This is a genomic window from Flavobacterium sp. ASV13 (genome assembly GCF_000745775.1).
Classification (GTDB): domain Bacteria; phylum Bacteroidota; class Bacteroidia; order Flavobacteriales; family Flavobacteriaceae; genus Flavobacterium.
This window is the reverse complement of record NZ_JQJY01000001.1, coordinates 482,064-507,993: the sequence shown is the minus strand read 5'-3', so window position 1 is coordinate 507,993 and position 25,930 is coordinate 482,064. Positions and strand designations below refer to the sequence as shown.

The window sequence follows — 25,930 nt, the reverse complement described above, 5'->3', positions numbered from 1 at the left end:
AGCAGTACATTTCAGCATAAAATCAATACAATGAAAACAAACATAATTACAAAGATTATCTTAGGAACTTTATTATTTAGCGGTATTTACGGACATGCCCAAAAGACAACTTTAGAAGTTGATGTTACTAAATCCATCACTAAAATTAAGCCTACGATGTTCGGTTTGTTTTTTGAAGATATCAATTTTGCCGCAGATGGAGGTTTGTACGCCGAAATGATAAAAAACAGGTCTTTTGAGTTTGATAAACCTTTGATGGGATGGGAACAGCCTAATACAAAAAGATCTTCTTTGAACATGAATTCGGGTGTTGCAACGCCTATCAAAATGTTGGAAAACAAAAACAATACTAATTTTTGCCGAATTCTTGTAAATGATCCAAAAGGATATGAAATCATTAATGAAGGTTTTCGTGGAATGGGCGTAAAAAAAGATGCAAAATATAATCTTTCATTAAAGGCAGCCAATCATGAAAGAGCCATCAAAAAAATAATTATTCAGTTTATTGATAAAGATAAAAAGGTTATCGGTGAAACGAGTATTGTACCAACATCTGATGAATGGAAAAATTATTCGGAGCAATTTACTGCAACTCAAACAGAAGCAAAAGCAAAATTAAAAATAACTTTTGAAGGAACGGGAACGATTGATTTAGATATGATTTCCGTATTTCCTGAAGATACTTGGAAAAACAGAAAAAATGGTCTGCGAAAAGATATTGTACAACTTTTATATGACATGAAACCTGGATTTTTGCGCTTTCCGGGCGGATGTATTGTTGAAGGAAGAACTTTGGCTGATCGTTATCAATGGAAGAAATCGGTTGGGGAAGTGGAGAACAGAAGAACCATGATCAACCGCTGGAATGTGGAATTCAGCCACAAACAAACGCCTGATTATTTTCAAAGTTTTGGACTTGGTTTTTTTGAATATTTTCAGCTTTCAGAAGACATTGGAGCGACACCTTTACCCATTTTAAGCTGTGGAATGGCCTGTCAATATAATACAGGAGAATTAGCTCCACTGGAAGAATTAGATCCTTATGTGCAAGATGCTTTAGATTTAATTGAATTTGCAAATGGCGGATCAGAAACCGTTTGGGGAAAATTACGTTCAGACATGGGACATCCACAACCATTTAACTTAAAGTTTATTGGAGTTGGAAATGAGCAATGGGGACCGGCTTATATTGAAAGATTTGTAGTTTTTGAAAAAGCAATTAAAGCAAAATATCCAAACATTACAATTGTTTCCGGCAGCGGACCATCGCCAAATGGAGAGTTTTTTGAATTCGGAATGCAGGAACTTAAAAAACTAAATGCAGAACTCATCGATGAGCATTATTATGAAAGTCCAAAATGGTTTAGAGAAAATGCAGCGCGTTACGATAAATACGACCGAAAAGGACCTAAAATATTTGCTGGGGAATATGCCGCTCAAAGTGTCTCAGGTGCCAATCCGAATAATAGAAACAATTGGGAATGTGCGTTTTCTGAAGCTGCTTTTATGACTGGACTAGAGCGAAATGCTGAAGTGGTTAATATGACTTCTTATGCACCGTTAATGGCTCATGAAGAAGCCTGGCAATGGACGCCAGATATGATTTGGTTCAATAATTTAACAGCATTTGGCTCTGCTAATTATTACGTACAGCAATTGTTTTCAACTAATAAAGGAACCGATTTATTGGCTATTACAAAAGACGGAAAAGCAGTAGTAGGCGAAAACAATTTATACGCATCGGCAGTAAAAGATGTTGATAAGAAAGAAGTAATTATAAAATTGGTAAATACTTCAGCTGAAACGCAAGAAGTTGCAATTGATTTGAAAAATGCAAAATTAGCTTCAAAAGGATCAGTAATTACATTGACAAGCCCGAATTTGCAGGATGAAAATACATTTGGTGAACCTAAGAAAATAAGTCCAAAAGAAACAGAATATAAATTGAAAGGCAAGAAAGCAGTACTAAATCTGCAGGCTTTTTCTGTAACAGTTTTGAAATTAAAATTGATTAATTAAAGTAATTTTGATTGTATTGGTTTTTCTATTAAGTTTATAATTAGATTGTTATATGTTTATTTACTAAGTAAACGCTTTAAAAATGAAGGTTTAAAAGTGAATAAATTCAAAAACTATAAATAATTTAATAAACTTTAAAATGAGAAAACTGTTATTGATTATTTTTTTCGCCGGTATTTTTGGAAGTACGGCACAAAATTCTGTTTTAATAAAGAAGTTAGATGGGAGTACTATTTCTTCCGATAGTCTGACCAAAAAAATTGAACAGTTAATTAAAAACGGCGACGTCAAAGGTTTAGGTGTTGCCGTTTTTAATTCAAAAAAAACTGTTTACATCAAAACTTTTGGCTACAGCGATGTCGAGAATAAAAAGCAATTGCAATTACAGACCAATTTGTATGGAGCTTCACTAAGCAAAGCTGTTTTTGCCGTTTTGGTTTTAAAACTTGTTGAAGAAGGAGTTTTAGATTTGGATAAACCACTTCAAAGTTATCTTCCAAAACCAATTTATGAGTACGAACATAAGGTTTGGCATGAAGATTATAAAGATTTGAAAGACAGTCCTCAATACACAAAAATAACAGCCAGAATGTGTCTAGATCATACAGCCGGATTTCCAAATTGGCGCTGGTTTGAATCTGATGAAAAGCTGCGAGTAAAATTTGAACCTGGAACGCGATACAGTTATTCAGGAGAAGGTTTGACGTATCTTCAGGTTGTAATTGAAAAAATTACTGGAAAACCTTTAGAAGAATTAGCTCAGGAAAAAATATTTAAACCTCTTGGTATGGCTTCTTCCAGTTATAAATGGCAACCGCAATTTGAAAAAGATTTTGCGTATGGATATGATACAGAAGGGAAAAAACAAGAAAAAGATAAAGATAACGCACCAAGAGGAGCGGGAACACTTGAAACTACTTTTGAAGATTACAGCAAGTTTATCGCCGCGGTTTTGAACAAAAAGATTCTGAAAGCAAAATCATATAAAGAAATGTTCAGTCCACAGATTCGGATTCATTCTAAAAACCAATTCGGCCCAGGAGCTTTGGAAGATGGAAACTGGAATGACGGAATTGAACTTTCTTACGGACTTGGATGGGGCGTTTTAAAATCTCCATACGGAGTTGGCGCTTTTAAAGAAGGTCAGGGCTCTGGTTTTCAGAATTACAGTATTGTGTATCCTGAAAAAGGAATTGGAATGCTCATAATGTCTAACAGTTACCCTACTAGCGGGATAATAAAATATTTGTTGGAAATAGGAATTGCAGATATCTATACGCCATGGGAATGGGATCAATATATTCCTTATGATGCTAAAAAAGGATTGTAATTTACCGTTTTTGCTGCATAAATATTATGGACGTTTAAACAAAGTACATTCGGACGTTTGAACAAAATTGAGGCTGTGAATCAGCAATACCTTTGTTCCATTAAGAATGATTAAAAATTTTCTAACAATGGAACAAAACAATTATCAAGGAGCACAGCAAAAAACAGTTAATTCTGGATTTAATGCTGCATCAACAGCAAATGATGTAATAAAAGGCATTGACCTTACAGGAAAAAACGCAATCGTAACAGGCGGAAACACAGGAATTGGACTCGAAACAGTAAAAGCGCTGGCAGGAGCAGGTGCAACAGTTATTGTTGCAGCAAGAGATGTTGAAAAAGCAAACAGAAATCTGGTAGGGATTGAAAACACAGAAGTCGAAGCGTTGGATTTATCTGAACCAAAATCTATTGACGCGTTTGCCGAAAAATTTTTGGATTCGGACAGACCGCTTCATTTGCTGATTAACAATGCTGGTATAATGTGGGTACCGCTCCGCAGAACAAGCAATGGTGTCGAATCACAATTGGCTACTAATTATTTGTCTCAATTTCAGCTTACCGCCAGATTATGGCCGGCTTTAAAAAAAGCGAATGGCGCAAGAGTGGTAAATGTATCTTCGCAAGGACATCAGTTTGGGGATTTTAATTTTGATGATCCTAATTTTTTTAATCGTGAATATGAAACACTACAAGCTTACGGTCAGTCAAAAACCGCGAGCAATTTATTTGCTTTAGAATTAGATCAAAGAGCAAAAGAATATAAAGTGCGAGCTTACTCATTGCATCCAGGTTCTATTGGAGGAACCGAATTAGCCCGAGAAGCGCCATTGGAATTATTCATTAAAATGGGTCTTTGTGATGCAAAAGGCAATATAAAGCCAGAAGTTGCAGCTTCTCTTAAAACAATACCTCAAGGCGCTGCAACAACAGTTTGGTGCGCTGTGAGTCCAAAATTGAATGATATAGGTGGTGTTTATTGTGAAGATTCAGAAATTGCGACAATTGCTAATGGAGATACTATTGAAAAAGGTGTTAAATTGTATTCATTAGATCAGGCGAATGCCAGCCGATTATGGACTTTTAGCGAAGAAATCACAGGCATTAAATTCAATATTAAGTAAACAAAATCAACACTGCTTTTTTATTTTTTAATATCTTTAGAAGAATAAAGATTAAAAAATAAAAGCAGTGTTTTTTTATCAGAAAGAAATACAATGAATTACGAAGCAAAATACATCACCGAAGACATAAAACTTTCCCGATATGAAGATGCATTTTTCAAATCAGACATTATGTTTGAGCATCATATGTTGATATGGTTTATTTCGGGTGAAACAAAAATTGTGCAGGCCGATGCCACTTATGTTTTTAAAAAAGGAGATATTTTTTTGATACCAAGAAATCAACTGGCAACGATTATCAATTATCCTAAAGATGGACAGCCGCATAAAACGGTTGTGATGCATTTATCAGTAGGAAAACTGCGTGAATTTTATGCTAAATTGGATTTAAAACCAAAACCATTAGAATCACAAAAAATATACAGTTTCAATAATCATCCTTTGTTGGAAAGCTGTCTGGCATCATTGATTCCATATTTTGATATGGAAGAGCTTCCAAGTGATATTGCTTCTCTAAAGATTACAGAAGCCATTACGATTCTCAGAACAATTAATAAAGACATAGACAATGTACTGGCTAATTTTGAAGAACCCGGTAAAATTGATTTGGCAGGATATATGGAGAAGAATTTTATGTTCAATTTGCCCTTGGAAAAATTCAGTTATTTGACGGGCAGAAGTTTGACTACATTCAAAAGAGATTTCAGCAAAACGTTTGACACTACACCACAGCGATGGCTTACAAAGAAAAGATTAGAATTGGCACATTATCAATTTGCTGAAAAAAGAAAGAAACCAATTGACGTTTGTTACGAAACTGGTTTTGAAAATCTTTCACATTTTTCTGCTGCATTTAAAAAGAGATTTGGTTATGCGCCAACAGATTTATTGAATAAAGTAAATACTAACAATTAGTAAAAAGAAATAAACATGCCTTGGAATCCTGAAATATATAATAAATTCAAAGACATTCGGTTTAAGCCATTTGTTGATCTAATGGAACTTATAAAACCTGTAGAATCCGGAAAAGCAATTGATTTAGGTTGTGGAACAGGGGAACAGTCTATTTTTTTAGCCGAAAAATTCAAGCAGATTGATTTTTTAGGCGTCGATTCTTCAGCAGAAATGCTAGCAAAATCAAAGGAATATGTGACAGAAAATCTTCATTTTGAACAATCTACTAACGAAGGAATTGCAAATTCAGATAAAAAATGGGATTTAATTTTTAGTAATGCAGCTTTGCAATGGTCTGACAATCATGAAGAATTGTTTTCAAAGTTGGTTAATTTACTTAATTCGGGCGGACAGTTTGCTGTACAAATGCCGGTTCAGAATGAAAATAAGCTGAATCAAATTTTGCATCAGCTTGTAAGTGACGAACCGTTTAAAAGCTATCTTAAAGACTGGAAAAGAGATTCTCCTGTTTTAAGCATGGATCAATATGCTCAAATATTATTTGATGGTGGACTTGAAGATATTCAAATTATGACAAAAGTATATCCAATAATTGCTCAAGATCACGACGCACTTTTTGACTTTATTTCTGGTTCAGCGTTGATTCCGTATATGGAACTTCTTGAAGAAGATCAGAAGAAGCTTTTTGTTATTGAATATAAAAAGAGAATAGAGGAGAGTTTTCCTAAACTTCCTGCTATTTATGCTTTTAAAAGAATTTTTCTTTATGGAATTAAAGCTTAAAAATACTAAAACAGAATAAGATAATCTTTAAGCGATTGCCTTATTTAATTTTTTATTTACAGTTTTTACAGGAGATTTTTTCTTTGCTTTTTTCTTCTTTTTAAGCCAAATAATAAATCCTGTAATGGGTAAACTTGCAGCAATTAAACTAGCAAAAAAAGCAATGATTTTGCCAAATAACCCAAAGAATCTTCCCGTGTGAACTTCGTAATTTGATGCTTCTATAATATCAGCGGCATTGAAATCTTTATATAATTTGTAACGAAGCAGTTGCCCAGTTTTGGCATCAAAGAAAAATGTATTTTGATTTCGGGACCATTTGTACGGATAAGTCATTCTTAATCTTACATCTTTGTCCTTTTTTATTGAAAACGTTGCGGTATTTGCACTTGGATATTTCTGATTTATCGTTTTGTAAATTCGGTCGTAACGTGCTGCTAAAGATTCTTTCGTAATTATGTTTTCCGATTTTACTTTTATTCCTTCAGTAAGTTCCGTTCCTGTTACAAAAGCAGCCGCATTTTTAACTTCTTTAAAAGCAAAAAATAAACCCGTAAAGACAATCACAATTAGAAAAAAGGAAGCATAAAATCCTAAGACATTGTGCAAATCATAATTAACACGTTTAAAAGTACCTTTCCATTTGATGGTTAAAGATTGTTTTAAAGATCTCATTTGTTGCGGAAACCATAAAATTAATCCGGTTATTAGCATCAAGGCAAAAATTACAACTGCCCAACGCTGTATAAAACTGCCTGTTTCACCTAAAAGCAGTTCAGTATGAAGCTTTCTCACAACAGTAAGCCAATCTTGTTTTTCATTACCTATCAAAGTACCGTTATAAGGATTAAAATAGTAGGTTTTCTTTTTTGTCGAAAGTTCTACAGCGGCATTTGGAGTTTGCTGGTTTATTTTTATGGAAGTGATTTTGTCTTTTGGAAATTCCTTCTGAAAACTGTTGACAATTTTTTCAAGTCCAACAAAAGGTTTTTCCTGAATTGAAACATATAATTTTTCGTCTTTTGAAAAGTCTCTTATTTCTTCTTCAAAAACATAAATACAGCCTGTTATACTTATTATGAAAACAATAATTCCGGTGGCAAGTCCAAGCCATAAATGAACTTGACGCGCTATGTTTTTAATCTGTTTTAGACTCGGAACTGAAATCATAATTGAAATGTATTTATTGAGAATTCTGGGCTGTGCGCGCAAATATAGCTGTATTTTAGAAACAGTCCAAATAATAATTAGCGCTTTTCAAGGATTTGGTTTAGTGTTTTTACTACGCTTATTTTTAATGTTTTTTTTCTGAAAAAATAATGTTTTACAGTTGATAGATTGAAATAAATATTGTTCATTTGTGCCATATTTAGAATAAGTATAAATAAGAACAGTATGAAGGTATCTTTACATTTAATTTCCTCTTTTATAAAATCTTCCAGTTTAAAAATATCAGGTTTAGTAAGCAGCTCAACAGTTTTATTAATTGCTTTGTTTTTTAGTTTTGGATTTGCTCAAGCTCAAACAGGACAAATCTCAGGAAGTGTAATTACAAATGAAGGAAATGCCGGTCAGGGCGTTTTGGTAAAATTGGTTGAAATCAATAAAACAGCGGTTACCAATTCGGCGGGTAATTATGAGTTTAAAAAAGTTCCTTTTGGAAAGTATACGCTGGAAGTTACCATGTCTGGCTATGAATCTTCACTTGAAACTGCTGAACTTACAGAACAAATTCCATCAATCTCAGTTGATATCAAAGTAAATTCATCAATTGAAAATTTAGATGATGTCGTAATCCGTACAGGAGGAAACCGATTTGCTAAAAAGGAAAGTTTTGATGTTGCCAAAATGCCTTTGAAAAACATTGAAAACTCTCAGGTTTATATTGTAGTAAGCAAGGAATTAATGAAAGAGCAAGTAGTAACAGATTACAACAGCGCTTTTAAAAACGTTCCCGGAGCAGGTATTGCAGAGGTTAGAAATCAGGGACGAACAACTTCAATGTCTCGTGGTTTTCCTACTCCGCAAGTAGTTAGAAACGGTGTTGGAAGTTTTACTTACACGACAATTGATCCTTCAAATTTAGAACGCATCGAAGTAATTAAAGGGCCTTCAGCAACACTTTTCGGAAGTACATTATCATCATTCGGAGGTTTGTTTAACCGTGTTACTAAAAAACCTTTTAATACTTTCAAAGGTGAAGTTTCCTATTCAGCGGCCAGCTGGGACTTAAACCGACTGACTTTTGATGTAAATACACCAATTAATCAAGATAAAACAGCTTTGTTGAGAATCAATACGGCGCTTCATAGTGAAAGAAGTTTCCAAGACGCTGGTTTTAACAGAAACTTCTCAATTGCACCAAGTTTTTCATACAAAATTAATGACAGGCTAGATCTTTTAATTGATATTGAATTTAGTTTGTACAAAGCAACTTCACCAACGAGACTTGCTCCTTTTGTAGTGGCTAACACACAAAGTAGTATTGAAGCACTTGATATTCCTTATAAATTATCTTTTGCTAATAATACGATCAATTATACGAGTCAGCAATACAATATTTTTACGCAGTTAAAATATAAAATGTCTGATGAATGGACTTCTCAAACTATTTTGTCAAGAACAAGATCTTCGTCTGAGGGTTATGTTGTGGCTTTACAAATGAGATCGGCAACAACATTAAGACAACAGGTTACTAACCAGGATTCACCATTTTACGGAACTGATATTCAGCAAAATTTTATTGGAAAATTTAATATTGGCAAACTTAAAAACAGAGTTGTAGCAGGTTTGGATTTTTACAGTCTGCGCGCTACGAGAAATGATGCGACAGTGAATATGCCAGCGATGGATTACAAGAAGCCAGGTGCAGCTTACGATAATTTTACTCTTCAAAAAGTGGAACCAATGTTTGCCAATGCCACTTATGCAAATTTTGTATCTAATGACGAAGATACATATAGCGCTTATGTTTCTGATGTTTTAAATGTAACAGATAAATTATTAGTAATGGGTGGTGTTCGTATTGATAAATATGAGAATCATGGTACTTATTATCCTAGTAAAGATTCTATTGCAGGAAATTATAACCAAACGGCAGTATCTCCAAAATTTGGAGTAGTTTACCAACTTGTAAAAGATAAAGTGGCAGCTTTTGGTAATTATATGAATGGTTTCAGTAATGTTTCTGGTTCTGATTTTTACGGAAATACTTTTAAGCCAAATCAAGCGAATCAATGGGAAGGTGGTTTTAAATTTGATCTTCCTAAAATATCGGCAACACTTAGTTATTATGATATTGCTGTGACTAATATAACACGTGATGATCCGGATCATATTAATTATACAATTCAGGATGGAACGCAGGTTAGTAAAGGTTTTGAAGCGGAGCTGATTGCCAATCCAATTTCGGGATTAAATATTGTCGCTGGTTATACTTATAATGACAGTAAATACGAAAAGAGTAATGCTAGTGTTCAAGGTTTACGACCAAGTACAGCAGGATCGCCAAGAACAGCAAATTTATGGGCAAGTTATAGAGTTGTTACAGGACGCGCACAAGGTTTAGGAATTGGTTTTGGTGGAATTTACGGAAGTGAATATTATCAGACTAATACAACGACTTTCAAATTCTCAATTCCGTCATATACAGTTTTGGATGCTTCTCTTTTTTATGATCAGCCAAAATATAGAATTGGTTTGAAAGTAGACAACTTGACAAATGAAAAATATTGGTCATACCGACTTGCAGCTCAAAATCCAACACGTGTAACAGCAAATGTGACGTTTAAATTCTAGTATAGAATTTTATAAAATAAAAAGGGATGATTTCAACTAATTGAAATCATCCCTTTTTTATTGAATTACTTTTTTAATCACTCAAAATTTTTCCTTAAGTCGATTATGGTTTGGTTGGGAGCATCCAGATTTACAAAACCTCTGCGTGGTCGGTCTAAATCAAGTGTGAACAATACAACCAATGAAACTAACAAACAGAATCCAATTTGTATCAGCCAATCGATTCTGCCATTACGCCCTTCTGAATAGCCGCCGTAAAATGCCGTTATAATAGATAGAAAAAATAACATTATTAAAATACTTTGCGGAACTTTTGCTTTTTCTCCGGAAAGGCGGGTAGTAGTTACATCAATCATGGTATTTAAGGCCGGAATCATTTGTTGTGTTGCGGCAAGATTATTTGGGTCTTTGGAAAGATCTGTTGCTCTTTTCCATAGCTTTGCTGAAATCACCTGAGATAAACTATCGGCTTTTAAAATTCCTTTTATATTTGGTCCTGTTTCATAATAGGAAATTCGGACTTCAACATAATCTTTAAAATCTTTTCGGAATAAAGCTCTTGTTGAATCGGGATATAAATCACTTCGCAGTATAGCTGTACCAATATCATTTGCTTCTTCCACAACAACTTGTCTTCGTGAATTATATCGGTCGCTGCTCATGCCAAAAGTGAAGGCCAATAAGAAAAAAAGCAAGGCTACAAGTGTTGAAGTTTCAGAAGATTTTTCTGTGGGAGGTCTTTTATTCCGAATATAGTTCCCTACTTTTTTACCAATAAAACTCGAAATAATCATTAAAATAAAAAGCAAAAGTGCAATTACGCCAGCATCCGTCTGGTTTAGTGTATTTGTTTCCATACAGTTGATCAAATTTTTAATTTTACAATTTGAATTATACTTATTATTTGAGATCTTAAGTTTTTTTTTAGAAAAAATATTTTATTGCATAGTGGAATATGTTAGGTTTAGGGCGTATTTTATTTTTACATTAACATAAAGATATTGCTTTATTTCGCTTCAAAAGTATAGAATTTACTTTTTTTATTTCATTATCAGTATTTTAGCTTGTATTTGTCTGTTTTCTTTAATTATAATTTAGCCAAATCATCAATAGTGTAAAATTTCAGACCATTATTTTTGGCATATTTGCAAAGATCTTCCAATGCATAAAGCGGAGTTTCTAACTTTTCATCTGCGTTCGAAACAGTTTTATGACCATAAAAAATCACTATTTTATTATGAGCTTTGGCATAATCTATTAGAGTTTTATAATACGGAATATTGAATTGTTTGTAATCGTCATCAATTCCTAAACCATAAACGACTCTGTTGCCTTCATAATAGCAAAATTGAGATTCTGGTCGAATTTCTTCATAAGTTGTACCTCTAATGATATCAAAATGTTTGAGTAATTCAGTATCTAATTCTGCATCTCGGGCTCCATCAGGATACGCAAAAGAGTGTATAGTAAACCCATCTTTCTTCATCGCAGCTTTAAGGGGCAAAATGTCATCATTAATGTATTTTTCGATGCCAAATTCCTTTGAATATTTTAGCGCATTCAGATGATTATAACCATGACCGGCAATATCATGTCCTCTGTTTTGTAAAAAATGCAGTTTTGATTTTTGATCTTTAGTTAAGCTTCCATACCAGCAAACAAAAAAAGTTGCTTTCCAGCCATAAGGATGTAGTAATTGATCAGCTTGGTACCAATCTTCTATGTAATCATCGTCAAAAGTAAAAAGAACACCGGGCGGATATGATTTTTTTGGTGGTTTTGCAGCAGAAGTTTTTTCTTCTGAATACATTTTAAAAAATAAAACAAAAATGGCAATAGCAACAATTAGGATTAGTGCTATTTTTTTTGAAAATAAGTTCTTCATAAAAAGAAAGTTCGATTAGTTCTTAAACGGCAATTTTATTGTTTTTTTTGTCCTTTTCATGCTCTGTTTGAGTAGATATAAAGATAATTTTTAAAAATTAATTTCATAACTTTTAAGTTTTCTTTTTTAAGAAACCGATAAACAATTTATAATTTTTAATAAAATTTGAAAAGTAAATGAGACTATGAGTTGATTTTTTTTAGATTTGTAAACCCAATATTATTTTCAAAAGATGTGTTGGGGTACAATTATAAAATCCAAAGGCATGAAATCTTATACGTCAATATTTTTATTTTTAGTGTTTGTCTGTTCAAATTCTTATGCACAGTTGAGTTCAGATAAAATATTTGAAAGCTTTAAACAAGGAGAACGTACAAATTGCTCATCGATTGCATTTATTAAAGCTTCTCTTAATATTTATGGATTAGATAATCTTTTTGTTACTGAAAAAATAGATGATAATGTACAAAAGATAACACTAAAGAATAACGATTCGTTCCATCTTAATAGTGAAGAAATAAGCAAAGCAAAAGTATCTGCTGATTTTGTTTGTATTAAAGACAATTGCGAAAACGAAAAAATTATCGAGTATGCAATTTTGACTTACGCAGTTATGGCTAAGTACAAACAAATTATAGACAAAGAAGATACTTTTGACAGAGCATTAGAAGATTTAGAAAGCGGAGAAGTTTATACGCCAACGATTTACAAATATTTAGGATTTCAAAAAGGCAAGCAAATCGAAAAACTAAAGAGAGAGTCGGGAAGTGAATTCTGTGGTGTTGTTGCATGGTCTACAGCGCATGCTGTATTTGTTTGCGAAGACTATATGGATTATTACGGCAATAAAAAAAGCATCTGGATAAAATATCCTGGACGCTTCAGAATAATTAAATCATAAAAAATTACATTAATTGTAGTTTTTTAGCTACAATATTTTAAGAATAAAAATTTAATTGCAAAAAAGAAATTAATTAAGTTGCAATTTAAGTTAATTTATATATTTTTGTTTCCATCACAATTAACCAAATCTACTAACAAATGAAGAGCAAGATTTTCTTACTAAGTTTCCTTTGCTTCTTGGCGACTGTAGCTGTATCAGCACAAGCAAAAAATGCTCCAAGAAGTATTATCAGTACAACAGCACTAATCCGTAAATACCACGATCAAAAAGAATTGAGCGGTATGCAAAAAGGAGAGCTTTTAGAATTGTACATTGAGCGCATTAAAGTATTGGTAAAAACTTTGCCTTACATTGCTTTGGTTACTAAACCAGGTGTTACTATGGCAGACTTAGGTATTCCAGATGATAATGAGCACAAAAAAGTTTTAGACGGTCAAGCGTTAGGAACTACAACTTTCTTGGATACGACAGTAGAGTTTCAAAGAAAGATGATGCCATATTCTGATAAAGGAAACCTTATCGCGGCTATCTTATTTTACGAAAGTACATTAAAATCTTTACACGAATTCAACGACTTGAACGAAATGTAATATTTTGAGATATCATATAAAAAACTCCAAAGTCATTTGATTTTGGAGTTTTTTTATTTTAAGTAATCTTTGAAATTCAGTTTCCTTTCAACAAATTGATACTAACAGTCGCGGTGTCAGCATCTGGGAATCGTCTGAAGAAGGATTTATCTGGAAACAAACCAGCTTCAGCAGCGATTTTATTAAAAACATCAATTTCAACAATATACTGATCAGAAAAACCATGAGTAGCATCATAAGCTGTTGCAGCAGTTTTTCCTAAATTATTGGCCGTTAGTTTTGGATTTATCGTATGCAATTCAATTAAAAGCAAACCAAATTTACGCACATAGGGCGACCATTTTTGCAAATGTTCCAAGAGATTATCTTCGACCAGATTGTTGCTGAGTCTTTTTCCCCTAAAAGCAAATGCGCCAGTAGAATTGCTATTTCTTTCTTTATTGCTGTTTTTCGGATCTTCCCAAATGCGATTATGATCCAAAAATGTTCTTACGTTTAGTAAATCCTTCAAATCAATATTATAATTTTCTCTCAAATCATCTGAAAGTAAATCCGGACGTCCAATATCGCCCCATATTACTTTTGCCCAAATATCAGCTTTTATAAGATTGGCACGGGTTACTTTCAGCGCAGCTTGGTTATAATCAGCTCCAACCAAAAATAATGGGTATTCATCAAGTATTTTTCCTCTTAAAGTTTGTCTGTCAATTACTTCAAAAATATGCTGAAGGAAAGCACCATTTCCGCAACCCATATCCAAAATGCCTTTTGGTTGTTCCTCAATAGGCAAATTGAAAAGTTTGATTATAATCTCATCGACAATTTTAAAATAAGTTTCGTGCGCACCACCGCTTCCCCAAACATTCATTTCGCGGTCCACGTGAATTTCGTTTTCTCCATCGGCTATCATTCTTAAAACTGCGGGATCGCCAAAGATTAGCTCTTCAATTTTGGCAAAAGTGGGCAAGTAAGAAACCGTAACGCCATAAGCACTGGCTCTTTTTGCGAAAAATAAACCAACATCTGTAAATTGATAATTTCCTTTTTTTTCTAAAAACCAACCAAGATGGACAAAGAAATCTAATATTTTTTTGAAATTTTCCGGAGATTTATGAAACTCTTCTGGTTTAAAAGAAGTTTCCATAAAATATTTATGAAACATTCCTTTCATCGCCAGGCGTACTATTGTCGGTCCGATTAAATAACCTTCGATATGTTTCAAAATTTGGTTTTGAATATTGTTCGTAAAGTTATTATCGGAAGATTTAAGTTCATAATTTTTTTTATATTTTTCAAAAATACTGTCGAGTTTTTCAAAAGGTGCATCTTCAAAAAGACGCGGATGAAAATGTGCCGAAAATTGAAGCAAATCGACAACATCTTCATAAAGATAGAATAGTGAAAAAGCAATTTCTGATTTTTCATTTACAGAAATCGTAATTTCCTGTGTTTTGTTATTGACCTCGTACTCTAAAAATCCTTGTGAAGCCAGAATTCTTAAACCGACATTCAGATAGCCTTCATTTGCTTTAAAAATTGTAGCAAGTTCTGCCAGTTGTATTTGCTTTTTGTCAAGAATGAGTGCTAAAACTTCTTTTTTCTTTAATGCTATTGCCACCGGAGCAACTGCTAAACCGTCAAGGTGTCTAAAAATGGAGCTTCGGAGTTGAGATGTATCTGTCATAGTACAAAAATGAAGGTTAGTTAAAAATAGTGATTTTTTTAATATTGATTTGAAAAGATTTGTAGTAGTTGTAAATTAAACATCATAACTCTATTGATTTGATAAACAGTTATTTAGTTTAATTTTTGTAAGTTTGTTTAAGAAAACTCGATTTTCTTTTCTAACGAGCTTTTGACACTGATTTATTAAATAAAATATTCTTTTGATGAAACATTATTATTTAATTCTTGCTGTTTTTTTGCTTTTTGCGTGCAATAAAAATAAAAATGCTGAAACGAAATCAACTCCGATAACGTCTAATCAGGGGTGTTATGTTCCAAAGACAACAGATAAAGATTGGTATACGCTTAATAAAAAAGCACCGAAATTTAAAGGTCTTGGCGGTATTGATTTTAAAATTTCGACCCATAATCAGGAAGTTCAACAGTATTTTAATCAGGGAATGATGCTGGCGTATGGTTTCAATCATGCTGAAGCTGCAAGATCATTTTATGAAGCTTCACGTTTAGATTCCAATTGTGCAATGGCATTTTGGGGATTTGCTTATGTTTTGGGTCCAAACTACAATGCCGGAATGGAAGAAGATAATTTTCAGCGGGCATATGCTGCGGTCCAAAAAGCAAAGCAACTTTCTGCAAATTGTTCTCCAAAAGAAAAGGCACTTATTGACGCATTAACGGTGAGATATGTTGCAAATCCTCCTTCGGACCGAAAACCATTGGATATTGCATACGCAGCAGCGATGAAAAAAGTGTATGTGAAATTCTCTTTAGATCCTGATATTGGTGCGCTATATGCCGAATCCTTAATGAATCTTCATCCTTGGGATTTATATGATAAAAACACTGGTGTAGCAAAAGAGTGGACTCCTGAAATAGTGAAAGTTTTAGAAGAGCTAATGGTTAAAAATCCGAAACATCCTGGCGCTCATCATTTTTATGTACATGCTATTGAAGCTTCTGCAACTCCTGAAAAGGCTTTGAAAAGTGCCAAATTGCTTGAAACTTTGGTTCCCGGATCAGGACATTTGATTCACATGCCATCGCACATATATATTCGCACTGGAGATTATCATGAAGGTTCACTTTCAAATATTGAGGCGGTAAAAGTAGATAGTCTTTATACAACATTATGTCACGCGCAAGGCGCTTATCCGTTAGGATATTATCCGCATAATTATCATTTTTTAGCCGCAACAGCAGCTTTGGAAGGGAATTCTAAATTGGCTTGGAATGCCGCAAAAAAACTTCAAGAACATACTTCAGTCGAAATAATGCGTCAGCCGGGATGGGGGACTTTGCAGCATTATTATACTATTCCGTATTATATTGCCGTAAAATTTTCAATGTGGGATACAATAATTTCACTTCCTAAACCAGGCAAAGATCTAATTTATCCGGAAGCTGTTTGGCATTATGCGAGAGGAATGGCGTATCTGGGTAAAAATGATTTAAAAAATGCTGAAAAGGAATTTATCGTTCTTGATAAATTATCAAAAAATGCAGTATTAAAAGATATTACAATTTGGAATATTAATACTACTGAAGATCTTGTGAAGATTGCTTCAAAAGTTCTAGCTGCAGGAATTGCTTCAAAGAAAAATGATTCAAACAAAGCTATCTCACTATTAAATGAGGCAATTGTTATTGAAGATCATCTTAATTATAATGAACCGCCCGATTGGTTTTTTTCGGTACGGCATTATTTAGGAGCGGTGCTAATCAAAGCTGGAAAATACAGCGAAGCAGAAAAAATCTATCAAAAAGATTTGCAAATCTGGACAAAAAACGGCTACGCTTTAATTGGACTTTATAATTCTTTAATAAAGCAGAAAAAAGAAAATGAGGCATTGAAAATTAAATCGGCTTTTGATAATTCATGGCGATATGCTGATTTTAAAATTACATCATCGGCTTCTGTTATGGATTAATCAACATAGTTTTTGTATTTCTAATAGTTATGTAGCGTTTGAAAAGTTTGTTCATCAAATGTCTTTTGTATAATTTTACATTCTATGTATGAAATATTCCAAAAATATATTGAAGAAAAAGCCGAATTCACTGAGGCTGAATCAGAACGTATACAATCATTTGCTATAATTAAAAAACTTCGTAAAAGACAATATCTGCTTCAGGAAGGAGATGTTTGGAAATACGATGCTTTTATTACTCAAGGTTGTGTTAGAACATATACTGTTGATGAAAAAGGAAGTGAGCATGTAAATAATTTCAGTATTGAAAATTGGTGGACAGGAGATCGCGAAAGTTTGATGATGCAGCAACCGTCCCGTTTCAATATTGATGCCATTGAAGATACAGAACTTGTGCTTTTTACGCATGAAAATTTTGAATTGCTTTGCAGAGAAATCCCAGCTTTTAATAATATGGTAAACATGATTTTGCAAAGAAGTTTTATTGCTGCTCAAAACCGAATTCAGGCTTCGCTGACCTTAACTGCTGAAGAAAAGTATCTGAACTTTGTAAATAAATATCCGGGCTTTGCTTCCCGAATTCCTCAAACTATGATTGCTTCCTATCTTGGAATGACGCCAGAAACATTAAGTCGCATTCGAAAACAGACGGCAAAAAAATAAATAACATCAGGAGCTTTTAAAGCTCCTTTTTTTATGCCTAATCCAAACTCTTGATCCAAATCAAGTTTTTACTTATTTCTAATCAATGTGCAGGTTTTGCATTAAGCGCAACTTTGTAATGTTCAAAAGAAACAAACATTATAAACATTTAAATATTAGAAATCATGTCAAAAACAATTTTTATTACAGGAACAAGTACAGGCTTTGGAAAACTTACAGCAGTAACATTAGCAAATGCTGGTCATTCAGTTATTGCAGGAATGCGCAACACAAAAGATAAAAATGCTATTCCGGCAAAAGAACTGGAAGCAATAGAAAACATTGAAGTAGTCGATATCGATATTACAGACGATGCATCGGTTCGTGAAGCTGTCGAAAAAATCCTAATTAAATACGGAAAAATTGATGTTCTTATCAATAACGCGGCAGTAAGTGGTTTTGGTTTGCTTGAAGGTTATTCTATTGATCAGGTTCGTAAAATGTTCGATGTGAATGTTTACAGCGTTCTTCGTATGTATCAGGCAGTACTTCCTTCTATGAGAAAAGAAAAAAACGGACTTGTCATCAACATTACAACTGGAGCAAGCGGACATACACTTCCTTTTATGATTCCGTATATCGCATCAAAACTTGTAGTTGAAAGTTTTACAGAAGGTTTGCAAGATGAACTTGCAGCTTACGGAATTGAAAATGTAAGCATTCAGCCAGGAGTTTATCCAACCGAAATGAATAACGGTTCTAAAGCAGGTATTCATGCAGATAAAGCTGAAATTATAGAAGAATATGGAGAAGCTGCATCAGAAAAATTCAACGCATTAGGTACAGCATTATTTGGTAAAATGGCTCAGTTCGATATGAATCCGCAAACTATTGCTGATGGTATTTTAGAATTAGTAAGTATGAAAAAAGGGGAGCGACCACTTCGTTTTCCACTTGACGCCATTGCTCAGGGAACTGACAAAGAATTTATTGAAGCCCGTGCTAATATTAAAGCAAAATGGGTAGCAGCTTACACTAATTAATTTTTAAACATCAAATAATTTATTCAAAAGAGTTTTATAAAAATGAAAACAAATCATAAAATATCAAATAGAAAAGTGCAGACTTCAGCTGCAGCAATGTTGAATGTATTAATACTTTTTTCGGCTTCAGAAAAAACAATAGCTCAAAAAAATATAGACATTGTGGGAATAGATCATGTCGGAATTAATGTTCCGGATCTCAATAAAGCCGTTACATTTTTTGATGATGTACTTGGTTTTAAACCAGTAACACAATTAGGACCAATTCCGCTTGACACTGATTGGAAGAAATTAAATAACATCAATCCTAACACGGGTGCTGTTACCATTAAAATGATAAATGCAGGAAATGGAGCCAGCATAGAAGTATTTGAATATGCCGAAAATAAAGGAAGTATCAATCATCCAAATACAGATGATATTGGAGCATCGCATATTGCATTTTATGTGAATGATATTAATGTTGCTGTACAATATTTAAAGAGTAAAGGTGTAAAAATATTGGGAGAACCTTTTACAACGCCATCTGGCGATACAGCCGGAGAATCTTGGGTTTATTTTGAAACGCCATGGGGTTCTAAAATGGAATTGGTTTCTTATCCGAATGGAAAAGGATATGAAAAATCACATCCAAAAACGGTATTATGGTCGCCAAAGAATAATGTAGTTAAAAAAGTTTCTGCAGATGATTTCGATGCCAAAAAGAATACAGTTATAGTTGAGAATCATCTTAAAATTTGGAATGAAAAAGATGAAGCAAAACGTAAAGCTTTATTAAATGAAATTTATGCACCGAATGTAGAAATGGTAGACCATCATTTTATTGCCGAAGGAACAGAGGATATCAGTAAATTTATTGTAGAACTTCAGAGTAAAAATCCTGATTTTAGATTTACTGCAAAATCAGTAGAAACGAATCACAATGTAGTTAGATTGTATTGGCAGTTTGGTTCAAAAGTAAAACCAGCTGTAGTAAGCGGAATGGATTTGTTTGTAATTCAAAGCGGAAAAATACAAAAGTTGTACGTTTTTGTTGATCAGAAATAATTAGATTAATTCGTTTTATCAGTTTTAAAAACAAGCCGCCTTTGTGGGCGGCTGTTTTATTTACTAAAAAGTGATTGTTTTAAAGTAATTAATTATTATTGCGCATCCCAAGACGCACTAGGATAGTAAATAGAACTTGTTACAGGAGCTTTCCAATATTCTTGACTTCCACCACGGAAAGTGTGTAAACTAACTGCATTGACATTACGCTTAGCATCATTAGTCACCCAACGAATTTTTTGATTCAGGATTTCTGTACCATTTACATAATATTTTACGTATCCGTCTGTATTTGAACCAGTGTTTAACTTAACAGATATCTGACAGTTGTATGTCACGCCTTCCTGAATGTAATATTTTTTTCCAAAATCATTACCAAATTGTCCAGGCTGATCTCTATAATAAACGTATGGTTGCAAATAAGCACCGCTTCCTTTGGCAGTATTTGACCCGTTTGGACAATACCACATAAATCTTGCACTACCACCATTTCCATCCCATCCTGGATCGCCACCGGTATTCTGATCACCAATTAAGATACCGTATCCGCATTTTCCGCCTCGGCTCCAATAAAAGCCTGAATTAAATTTCATTTGGAACCAAACAGTATAAACGCCCGTTGACCAAACACCGAAAGATGTACATAAACCACCAGGACAAGATAATGTATTTGTTCCTAATGTGATTGTTCTGGCTCCGGCGCCACCACCTGCCAGCGCGACAACGTTTTCTGCTGCGGCTTTAGCGGTAACAGAATTGTTGACGATTTTCAGCTCATCTTTAATAGCAGATTCCGCCACATTTAGATTTTGTTCCTTTTCGCAGGAAGCAAATACTAATGCTGTAATAAATAGTAAACTTGTTAATTTTAGGATTTTTTTCATTTTTTAAGGGTTAAAGGTTAGTAAATAATTTATGGTTAGTAAATAATAGATAGTCATACTTATTTGACACTGAAATACATGCTTTTTCATTCTCATAATTGCATCATATTGATAGGCAATTGAAAAACCTTTTTTTTATGTATATTTATTCAATGTGTTGAAAATTATATGGTTGCATTTTTAATGTTAAGATTGTACTTGTTATTATGTTTGCAACTGATAGTGTAAAGATGATTAATTATTGTTTTAAGAAGGAGTAATAAAGTACGGTTTTACGTACACAATAATCCAGTGTACAGATTTTGCGTTCAAATTGATTGTTTTTATAAATAAAAACTTGTTAAAATTTTAAACTAAATATAAAATGTCTCAAAATCAGTAAATTATAATTTTGATTCAATAATGTTATTTTTTCCAAATTTGGAAAGAGAATAAGGATTATATGGGAAAATACAAGATTTTTAAAATCAAGATTTGAAGTATTTACAAGATTTTATTAAAATAAATTGATTAAACAACTAATTCAAATATTTAATTAAATTAGCGAAACCATTTTACGGCGTATAGCTACAACATTATTTTTTTAGAAAAAAAACGCCGAATTCCGTAAAAGAATAACAATATCCGCCTATCCAAAAATAGAATTAATGAAGCAAAAAATTAAAAACTACACGATTCAATTTATCAAAGAAATCATTCCAGTAATTGCAGGTATTTTAATAGCTCTTTTTATTGATAATTGGAATTCTGAGCACAAAGACAAGGTTTATATTGACCAAGTATTTTCAACTATTGATAGTGAATTAAAGGAATCTAAAGAAGATATCCAGACAATTATTCCCAAGCAAGAATCTTTAGTTGACTCATTACAATTTTATTATAAAAGCAAAAATGTAGCAATTTTAGATATTGTAAAAAAATCGAAAGGAATCTACATTCCGCAAATTAAAATTAATGCATGGAAATCGGTATCTAACAGTAAAATTTATTTAATTGATTATAAAAAAGTTGCTTCACTTTCTAACATTGAAGAATTAAAAGAAACACTGAAAAATAAAAGTGAATTTTTAATGAGTTTTATATATTCAAACATAAATGCTACGGATCAAAATTCAAAACAGACTTTAAAAATGATCCTTTTGGATATCATTCAAACCGAAAAATCGTTGGAACAAAGTATTGAATTAATTGAAAAAAAGTAAGGAGCGATATCTTAAATTATTACGTAAAATTCCATAAATGCTAAAAAACTACACTGCAATTTTTTGTTTGTTATTTTTCAAACTTTCAGCTCAAACTTACTTCACTCCGCAATTAGATAAAAATAAAGACGTTCCGCTGGCAGAATATGAGTTAGGTATTGCGACGTATTTCAATACAAATGTCGAAAATGAATATAAAAGGCAAGAATACTATCTTACGTTTAATGATTTTGGGTTAAGAAAAGATAAACCCGTTAAGGAGTTAACTATAGACACCAATACAGATGGTACGATAGAATATTATTACAAATTCAATCAAGACGGTACAATTGCGCACTTTAAGGATTATGTGGATGAAAATAATAGATCATACGAATATTTTGAGAATTTGATAGTAATAAAGCAAGAGCCACTTGTAAAATACAAAGATCGAGTGTTTTCCACTTCCATTGATTCTATATTTTTTGACCATAACAGGAATATCGTTAAAGAATTATATTCATCCATACTTCATGGAGATGGCGGAGTAAATGCTATTAGGAAAGTTGTTGAATATCAATTTTCAAAATCAAATCAATTAGAGAAAAAATATTATTATTCTATTAGAAAGAGATCGGGATATTCAGATGATCTTCTCGACGGAAGGGAGATTTTTTATGAAAATTACAAAGATTCTATTGTAGAAAAAGGATATTATGCCAAAGAACAAAAAACGGAATTAAAAGATAGAACAGATGAGAAAAAATTAATGTCAAAGTCGGTTTATTATTTGAATAATTCAAATATTGTAGATAGAGTTAAAGTTTTCTATAGTAATAGTAGTAGTGATGTCAAATACGATTTTACTATAAATTATGATAAATCGGGAAGGGTTACGAATTACCAGGATCGCGATAAAGAAAGCTGTTCTTTTGGTTATGACAAAAACGGTAAGATAAATCAAATTAAGAGAAAAAATAAGAAAGAGCCAGAAGTAGTTATCAATTACATTTATGACAATAATGGCAGGTTTATTTATAGCCAAAAGAAAGGCGAAAAGGAAAAAATAAGACCACGTTATTTCACTTATGAAAAATTTGGTAACTGGGAAACCGAAAGTTGGGATACATTTTTTAATGGCAAAAAATATACAAACCTTATAACCCGTAAAATTTCTTACTATTAAAAGTTAGTGATAGCTATAGAAAATATGAATTTTAAAATTTTAATCTTTTTGCTTTTTCCAATATTGAATTGTTTTTCACAAGACTTAAATATTCGATATAGTGATACATTGGCAATGTTTAAAAATGATTTGCAACAATGCATAAAAGAACATCCAGATCATGAACTTGATTGCCGTAAAGAATATTATCATGTTCTGCAGGATTATCAGGCCGATGTGTTTTTTGCAGTAAGGAAAGTTCTTGAAAAAAGCAATACTCCTGCAAAAATGAAAGAAATGGATCTTACGGAGGGCGAATGGAAAAGATCATCGTATTGGTATATTGCTAAATTGATGAAAGAATTTCAACAAAAACATCCCGGAAAATTTGTGTGGGATAAAGAGAAAAATCTTGTAGATGATCAACGGATATTTTATATAAAAACTGCCCAGTATTTTATAGATAGAATGAATGTTTTATTGGGTTTAGTGAAATAAATAAAAACCATAAAATCGTTGCAGCAAAGTATTGAATTAATTGAAAATAAATAAGAACTCTAATCTAAAATTTTAGAGTTTTAAAAAAAGCAAAAAACGCTAAACCTTTGGTTTAGCGTTTTTTATTTAATCTCCATTTCTTATAATAATCTTCCAAATTAATTTAATGGAAATTTTGTAACATCCTCCTGAAATTAAATACGTCTTACTTTTCTCTCCTTTGTAACTTTAATGATGTATTGAAACTATTAAAAAATCAAAAAAATAGAGTTATGGCAGAAATTAAAATTGAAAAGAAAAAACCGGTATGGCCGTGGGTTGCTGTGCTGTTAGTTATCGCAGGTATTATATACTATATCTATTTTTGTGACCATACCGTTCACAATGAAAATAGTGTAGATATTGAAAACACTACAAGTGCACAATAGAGTACAATAGCCAGGAAATACTAAAGTTAAATCCGGCAAAATATATATAATTAAAATTAGAAATTATGGAAAATAAAAACAGAAACCTATATAGACTGGACGAACTATCTGATTATAAAATTGCATCAAATTATTCTGATGTAAGAGGATGGAAGATAGTAGATGCTGATAACCGTACTATTGGTACAATTGATAATCTCTGGGTGAATAAGGATATGCAGCGCGTTGTTTACTTGGATGTGAAAGTAGCTAAAGAACTAATTGAGGACAAACACAATGAGGTACATGACGTTATTGCCAACGATAATGGAAGGGAATTTCTCTATAAAGACGGAGATAGCCATATTATCATACCAATTGGATCTGTAAGCATAAATAAAGACACGAAAATCGTTATGGCAAACAGCATAGGATACGATACATTCAGAAATACAAACAGATATAACAGACAACACAATTTTGACAGGGACTACGAAAGAAGAGTAATGAATTCGTATTATCCTGAACGAAATGATCCTGATTCTGTGTATTATAGCGATGATGATACCTTTTATGACCGCAGAGAATTTGACCACAAATAATATTTTTTTATCAGATTTTTTGTAAATTGTTTCATCAATTAAAAAGATGATTATGGAAACGCAAATTATTGAACTGGAAAAAAAATATTGGCAAGCAATGGAAAATCATGATTATGAAACGGTAAAAAAACTTACGCTGTTTCCTTGCATGATAGCCGGTAAAACTGGGTTACAAAGTGTAGACGAATCTATGTTTAAAAAGATGTTTGAGTCTGTTGATAGTGGTAAAATAAAAGTATTGAATATTTCTGATGTGGAAGAAAAGTTAATTACCGAAAATACCACGATAATTGGATATGTAATAGAATTAGAAATGGCAGACGATAAAGAAAATTCGCCAATGAAATGTGTATGTACTTCTACTTGGATTAAAAAAAATAACAATTGGGTTTGTGCACTTCATACAGAGACAGAGTTGTCTAAACAATAGATTACAAAACAAGACATAAAAAACGCTAAACTTTTGGTTTAGCGTTTTTTTTTTTAAGCGTATCTCTAAACTTAGAAAGTTTGTTTCAGATTATAATTTGCAACATGTTTAAAAAAAGGTTAGAAGTGAAGATAAAATTATTTTGGCTCATATCGATTCAATTCAAAAAAGTGTTTTTATTGCGATATTCACCAGGTGTAAGCTTAACTATCTGTTTAAATATTTTTGAAAAGTGCGGCAAATTAGAAAAACCGGTATTTAAAGCGATTTCTAGGAAACTTTTAGTTGTGGTTGTAATAAGATATTGAGCCCTTTCGATTTTTTTCTCATGAATGTAATTTAATGGTCTTTGTCCGGTGTGATTCAGAAATTGCTTTGAAAAATAATCCTGATTTTGATTTACTCTTTGAGCAAGTTCATAAACCGTAATATTCTTGCTTAAGTTAAGCTGAACGTAGCTCATTGTATCCAATATTTTAGAAGAAATAGATTTTGTTTCGTCTGCTTTCAAATTCGTTAACTTCAGAAATTTCGAAATTAAAAGAATAAGTGTTCCTTGATTTTCAAAAGCTAAATGTGGCTTCATTCTATTGTTTAAAGACAAATATTCCTTGTAATAGACTTCTTTTTCGTAAACTTCCGGATTCTCTGATCGATTAATTCCTCTTCCGGGATTACTCTGAAGTAATCTTTTAATAAGCGCGATGTCAATTTCTTCCGCAGGTAATTTCATTACAGATCTATTGTTGCTAAAAAGTGATATTCCATCTGGAGATTCTTCAAAAAACTGAATAAAATATTGACTCAAATAATCGTCACAATTTAGATTACATATTGTAAAACTGGGAATAAGATATAGATTTCCGGGTTCTAAAGTTAAGCGCCTATAATGGTCAGAAATAAATCCTTCGCCTTCGTCGATATAATACAAGCGATAATAAGGACTAATTACATTATTGTAATTCCAATTTTGATACAATTTCACATAATCTACATGCAATAAAGAGAATGAATGTTTAAAAGTGCTTTTGAACATGATAAAAAGTCGTTTTTAAATAATATAAAATCGG

At 32.5% G+C, this 25,930-nt stretch carries 24 protein-coding genes; 18 read left to right on the top strand and 6 right to left on the bottom strand.

All coding sequences use genetic code 11. The features are described from left to right. Positions 1-30 precede the first annotated feature (30 nt). From GQ47_RS02240 to GQ47_RS02220, 5 genes are all read left to right on the top strand, one after another. Positions 31-2,019: an alpha-L-arabinofuranosidase C-terminal domain-containing protein gene (locus GQ47_RS02240; RefSeq protein WP_035644294.1), complete on the top strand. Its 1,989-nt coding sequence runs from the start codon at positions 31-33 to the stop codon at positions 2,017-2,019. Positions 2,020-2,158: 139 nt separating this feature from the next. Continuing rightward, the gene (locus GQ47_RS02235) at positions 2,159-3,349 is read left to right on the top strand and encodes a serine hydrolase domain-containing protein (protein WP_035644291.1); all 1,191 of its coding nucleotides are present in this window, start codon (positions 2,159-2,161) and stop codon (positions 3,347-3,349) included. A 127-nt stretch (positions 3,350-3,476) separates the two neighbouring features. Beyond that, positions 3,477-4,472 carry an SDR family NAD(P)-dependent oxidoreductase gene (locus GQ47_RS02230; RefSeq protein ID WP_035644288.1) on the top strand — a complete coding sequence of 332 codons (996 nt, stop codon included), beginning with the start codon at positions 3,477-3,479 and terminating at the stop codon, positions 4,470-4,472. Between the two features lie 93 nt (positions 4,473-4,565). Next, positions 4,566-5,387, top strand: a complete 822-nt coding sequence (locus GQ47_RS02225; RefSeq protein WP_035644286.1) for a helix-turn-helix domain-containing protein — start codon at positions 4,566-4,568, stop codon at positions 5,385-5,387. A gap of 15 nt (positions 5,388-5,402) precedes the next feature. Beyond that, entirely contained in the window at positions 5,403-6,170 is a 768-nt protein-coding gene (locus tag GQ47_RS02220; protein ID WP_035644284.1) for a methyltransferase domain-containing protein, read from the top strand. A 27-nt stretch (positions 6,171-6,197) separates the two neighbouring features. On the opposite strand, the gene GQ47_RS02215 is transcribed toward GQ47_RS02220, so the two are convergent. Next, positions 6,198-7,382 (bottom strand): PepSY-associated TM helix domain-containing protein, encoded by a 1,185-nt coding sequence (locus GQ47_RS02215; protein WP_238567934.1) that lies wholly within the window; start codon positions 7,380-7,382, stop codon positions 6,198-6,200. 183 nt (positions 7,383-7,565) lie between these two features. On the opposite strand from GQ47_RS02215, the gene GQ47_RS02210 reads away from it, so the two are divergent. Continuing rightward, entirely contained in the window at positions 7,566-9,968 is a 2,403-nt protein-coding gene (locus tag GQ47_RS02210; protein WP_238567932.1) for a TonB-dependent receptor, read from the top strand. A gap of 77 nt (positions 9,969-10,045) precedes the next feature. On the opposite strand, the gene GQ47_RS02205 is transcribed toward GQ47_RS02210, so the two are convergent. Both GQ47_RS02205 and GQ47_RS02200 read right to left on the bottom strand, forming a co-directional pair. Then, positions 10,046-10,825 carry a bestrophin-like domain gene (locus GQ47_RS02205; protein ID WP_035644281.1) on the bottom strand — a complete coding sequence of 260 codons (780 nt, stop codon included), beginning with the start codon at positions 10,823-10,825 and terminating at the stop codon, positions 10,046-10,048. A gap of 230 nt (positions 10,826-11,055) precedes the next feature. After that, positions 11,056-11,853 carry a polysaccharide deacetylase family protein gene (locus tag GQ47_RS02200; RefSeq protein WP_051951303.1) on the bottom strand — a complete coding sequence of 266 codons (798 nt, stop codon included), beginning with the start codon at positions 11,851-11,853 and terminating at the stop codon, positions 11,056-11,058. Between the two features lie 265 nt (positions 11,854-12,118). Here GQ47_RS02200 and GQ47_RS02195 point away from each other — a divergent pair, with 265 nt between their 5' ends. Together GQ47_RS02195 and GQ47_RS02190 are read left to right on the top strand one after the other, a co-directional pair. Further along, the gene (locus tag GQ47_RS02195; RefSeq protein WP_035645111.1) at positions 12,119-12,754 is read left to right on the top strand and encodes a hypothetical protein; all 636 of its coding nucleotides are present in this window, start codon (positions 12,119-12,121) and stop codon (positions 12,752-12,754) included. A gap of 140 nt (positions 12,755-12,894) precedes the next feature. Then, entirely contained in the window at positions 12,895-13,347 is a 453-nt protein-coding gene (locus GQ47_RS02190) for a hypothetical protein (RefSeq protein WP_035644277.1), read from the top strand. 76 nt (positions 13,348-13,423) lie between these two features. Here GQ47_RS02190 and GQ47_RS02185 read toward each other — a convergent pair whose 3' ends face one another. Continuing rightward, on the bottom strand, positions 13,424-15,031 hold the full coding sequence (locus GQ47_RS02185) for a class I SAM-dependent methyltransferase (RefSeq protein ID WP_035644276.1): 1,608 nt from the start codon (positions 15,029-15,031) through the stop codon (positions 13,424-13,426). Between the two features lie 205 nt (positions 15,032-15,236). Between GQ47_RS02185 and GQ47_RS02180 the strand changes: the two genes are divergently transcribed. From GQ47_RS02180 to GQ47_RS02165, 4 genes are all read left to right on the top strand, one after another. Further along, entirely contained in the window at positions 15,237-16,961 is a 1,725-nt protein-coding gene (locus GQ47_RS02180) for a tetratricopeptide repeat protein (RefSeq protein ID WP_035644275.1), read from the top strand. Positions 16,962-17,045: 84 nt separating this feature from the next. After that, positions 17,046-17,624, top strand: coding sequence for a Crp/Fnr family transcriptional regulator (locus GQ47_RS02175; RefSeq protein ID WP_035644274.1), 579 nt, complete (start codon positions 17,046-17,048; stop codon positions 17,622-17,624). Between the two features lie 164 nt (positions 17,625-17,788). Then, a complete protein-coding gene (locus GQ47_RS02170) occupies positions 17,789-18,646 on the top strand; it encodes an SDR family oxidoreductase (protein WP_035644272.1) in 858 nt (285 codons plus the stop codon). 42 nt (positions 18,647-18,688) lie between these two features. After that, positions 18,689-19,693: a VOC family protein gene (locus GQ47_RS02165; RefSeq protein WP_035644270.1), complete on the top strand. Its 1,005-nt coding sequence runs from the start codon at positions 18,689-18,691 to the stop codon at positions 19,691-19,693. Positions 19,694-19,788: 95 nt separating this feature from the next. Here GQ47_RS02165 and GQ47_RS02160 read toward each other — a convergent pair whose 3' ends face one another. Beyond that, the gene (locus GQ47_RS02160) at positions 19,789-20,577 is read right to left on the bottom strand and encodes a polysaccharide lyase (RefSeq protein WP_035644267.1); all 789 of its coding nucleotides are present in this window, start codon (positions 20,575-20,577) and stop codon (positions 19,789-19,791) included. A gap of 647 nt (positions 20,578-21,224) precedes the next feature. On the opposite strand from GQ47_RS02160, the gene GQ47_RS02155 reads away from it, so the two are divergent. The 6 genes from GQ47_RS02155 to GQ47_RS02130 all read left to right on the top strand — a co-directional run bounded on the left by GQ47_RS02155 (position 21,225) and on the right by GQ47_RS02130 (position 24,860). Continuing rightward, positions 21,225-21,779: a hypothetical protein gene (locus tag GQ47_RS02155; protein ID WP_035644264.1), complete on the top strand. Its 555-nt coding sequence runs from the start codon at positions 21,225-21,227 to the stop codon at positions 21,777-21,779. Positions 21,780-21,816: 37 nt separating this feature from the next. Next, positions 21,817-22,944, top strand: a complete 1,128-nt coding sequence (locus GQ47_RS02150) for a hypothetical protein (RefSeq protein ID WP_035644261.1) — start codon at positions 21,817-21,819, stop codon at positions 22,942-22,944. Between the two features lie 6 nt (positions 22,945-22,950). Continuing rightward, a complete protein-coding gene (locus GQ47_RS02145) occupies positions 22,951-23,421 on the top strand; it encodes a hypothetical protein (RefSeq protein ID WP_152560980.1) in 471 nt (156 codons plus the stop codon). A 272-nt stretch (positions 23,422-23,693) separates the two neighbouring features. Next, entirely contained in the window at positions 23,694-23,849 is a 156-nt protein-coding gene (locus GQ47_RS23570; protein ID WP_193745203.1) for a hypothetical protein, read from the top strand. 65 nt (positions 23,850-23,914) lie between these two features. After that, on the top strand, positions 23,915-24,430 hold the full coding sequence (locus GQ47_RS02135) for a PRC-barrel domain-containing protein (protein WP_035644255.1): 516 nt from the start codon (positions 23,915-23,917) through the stop codon (positions 24,428-24,430). Positions 24,431-24,482: 52 nt separating this feature from the next. Beyond that, positions 24,483-24,860, top strand: a complete 378-nt coding sequence (locus GQ47_RS02130) for a nuclear transport factor 2 family protein (RefSeq protein WP_035645108.1) — start codon at positions 24,483-24,485, stop codon at positions 24,858-24,860. A gap of 157 nt (positions 24,861-25,017) precedes the next feature. On the opposite strand, the gene GQ47_RS02125 is transcribed toward GQ47_RS02130, so the two are convergent. Continuing rightward, on the bottom strand, positions 25,018-25,896 hold the full coding sequence (locus GQ47_RS02125) for a helix-turn-helix domain-containing protein (RefSeq protein WP_035644253.1): 879 nt from the start codon (positions 25,894-25,896) through the stop codon (positions 25,018-25,020). Positions 25,897-25,930: the final 34 nt, after the last annotated feature.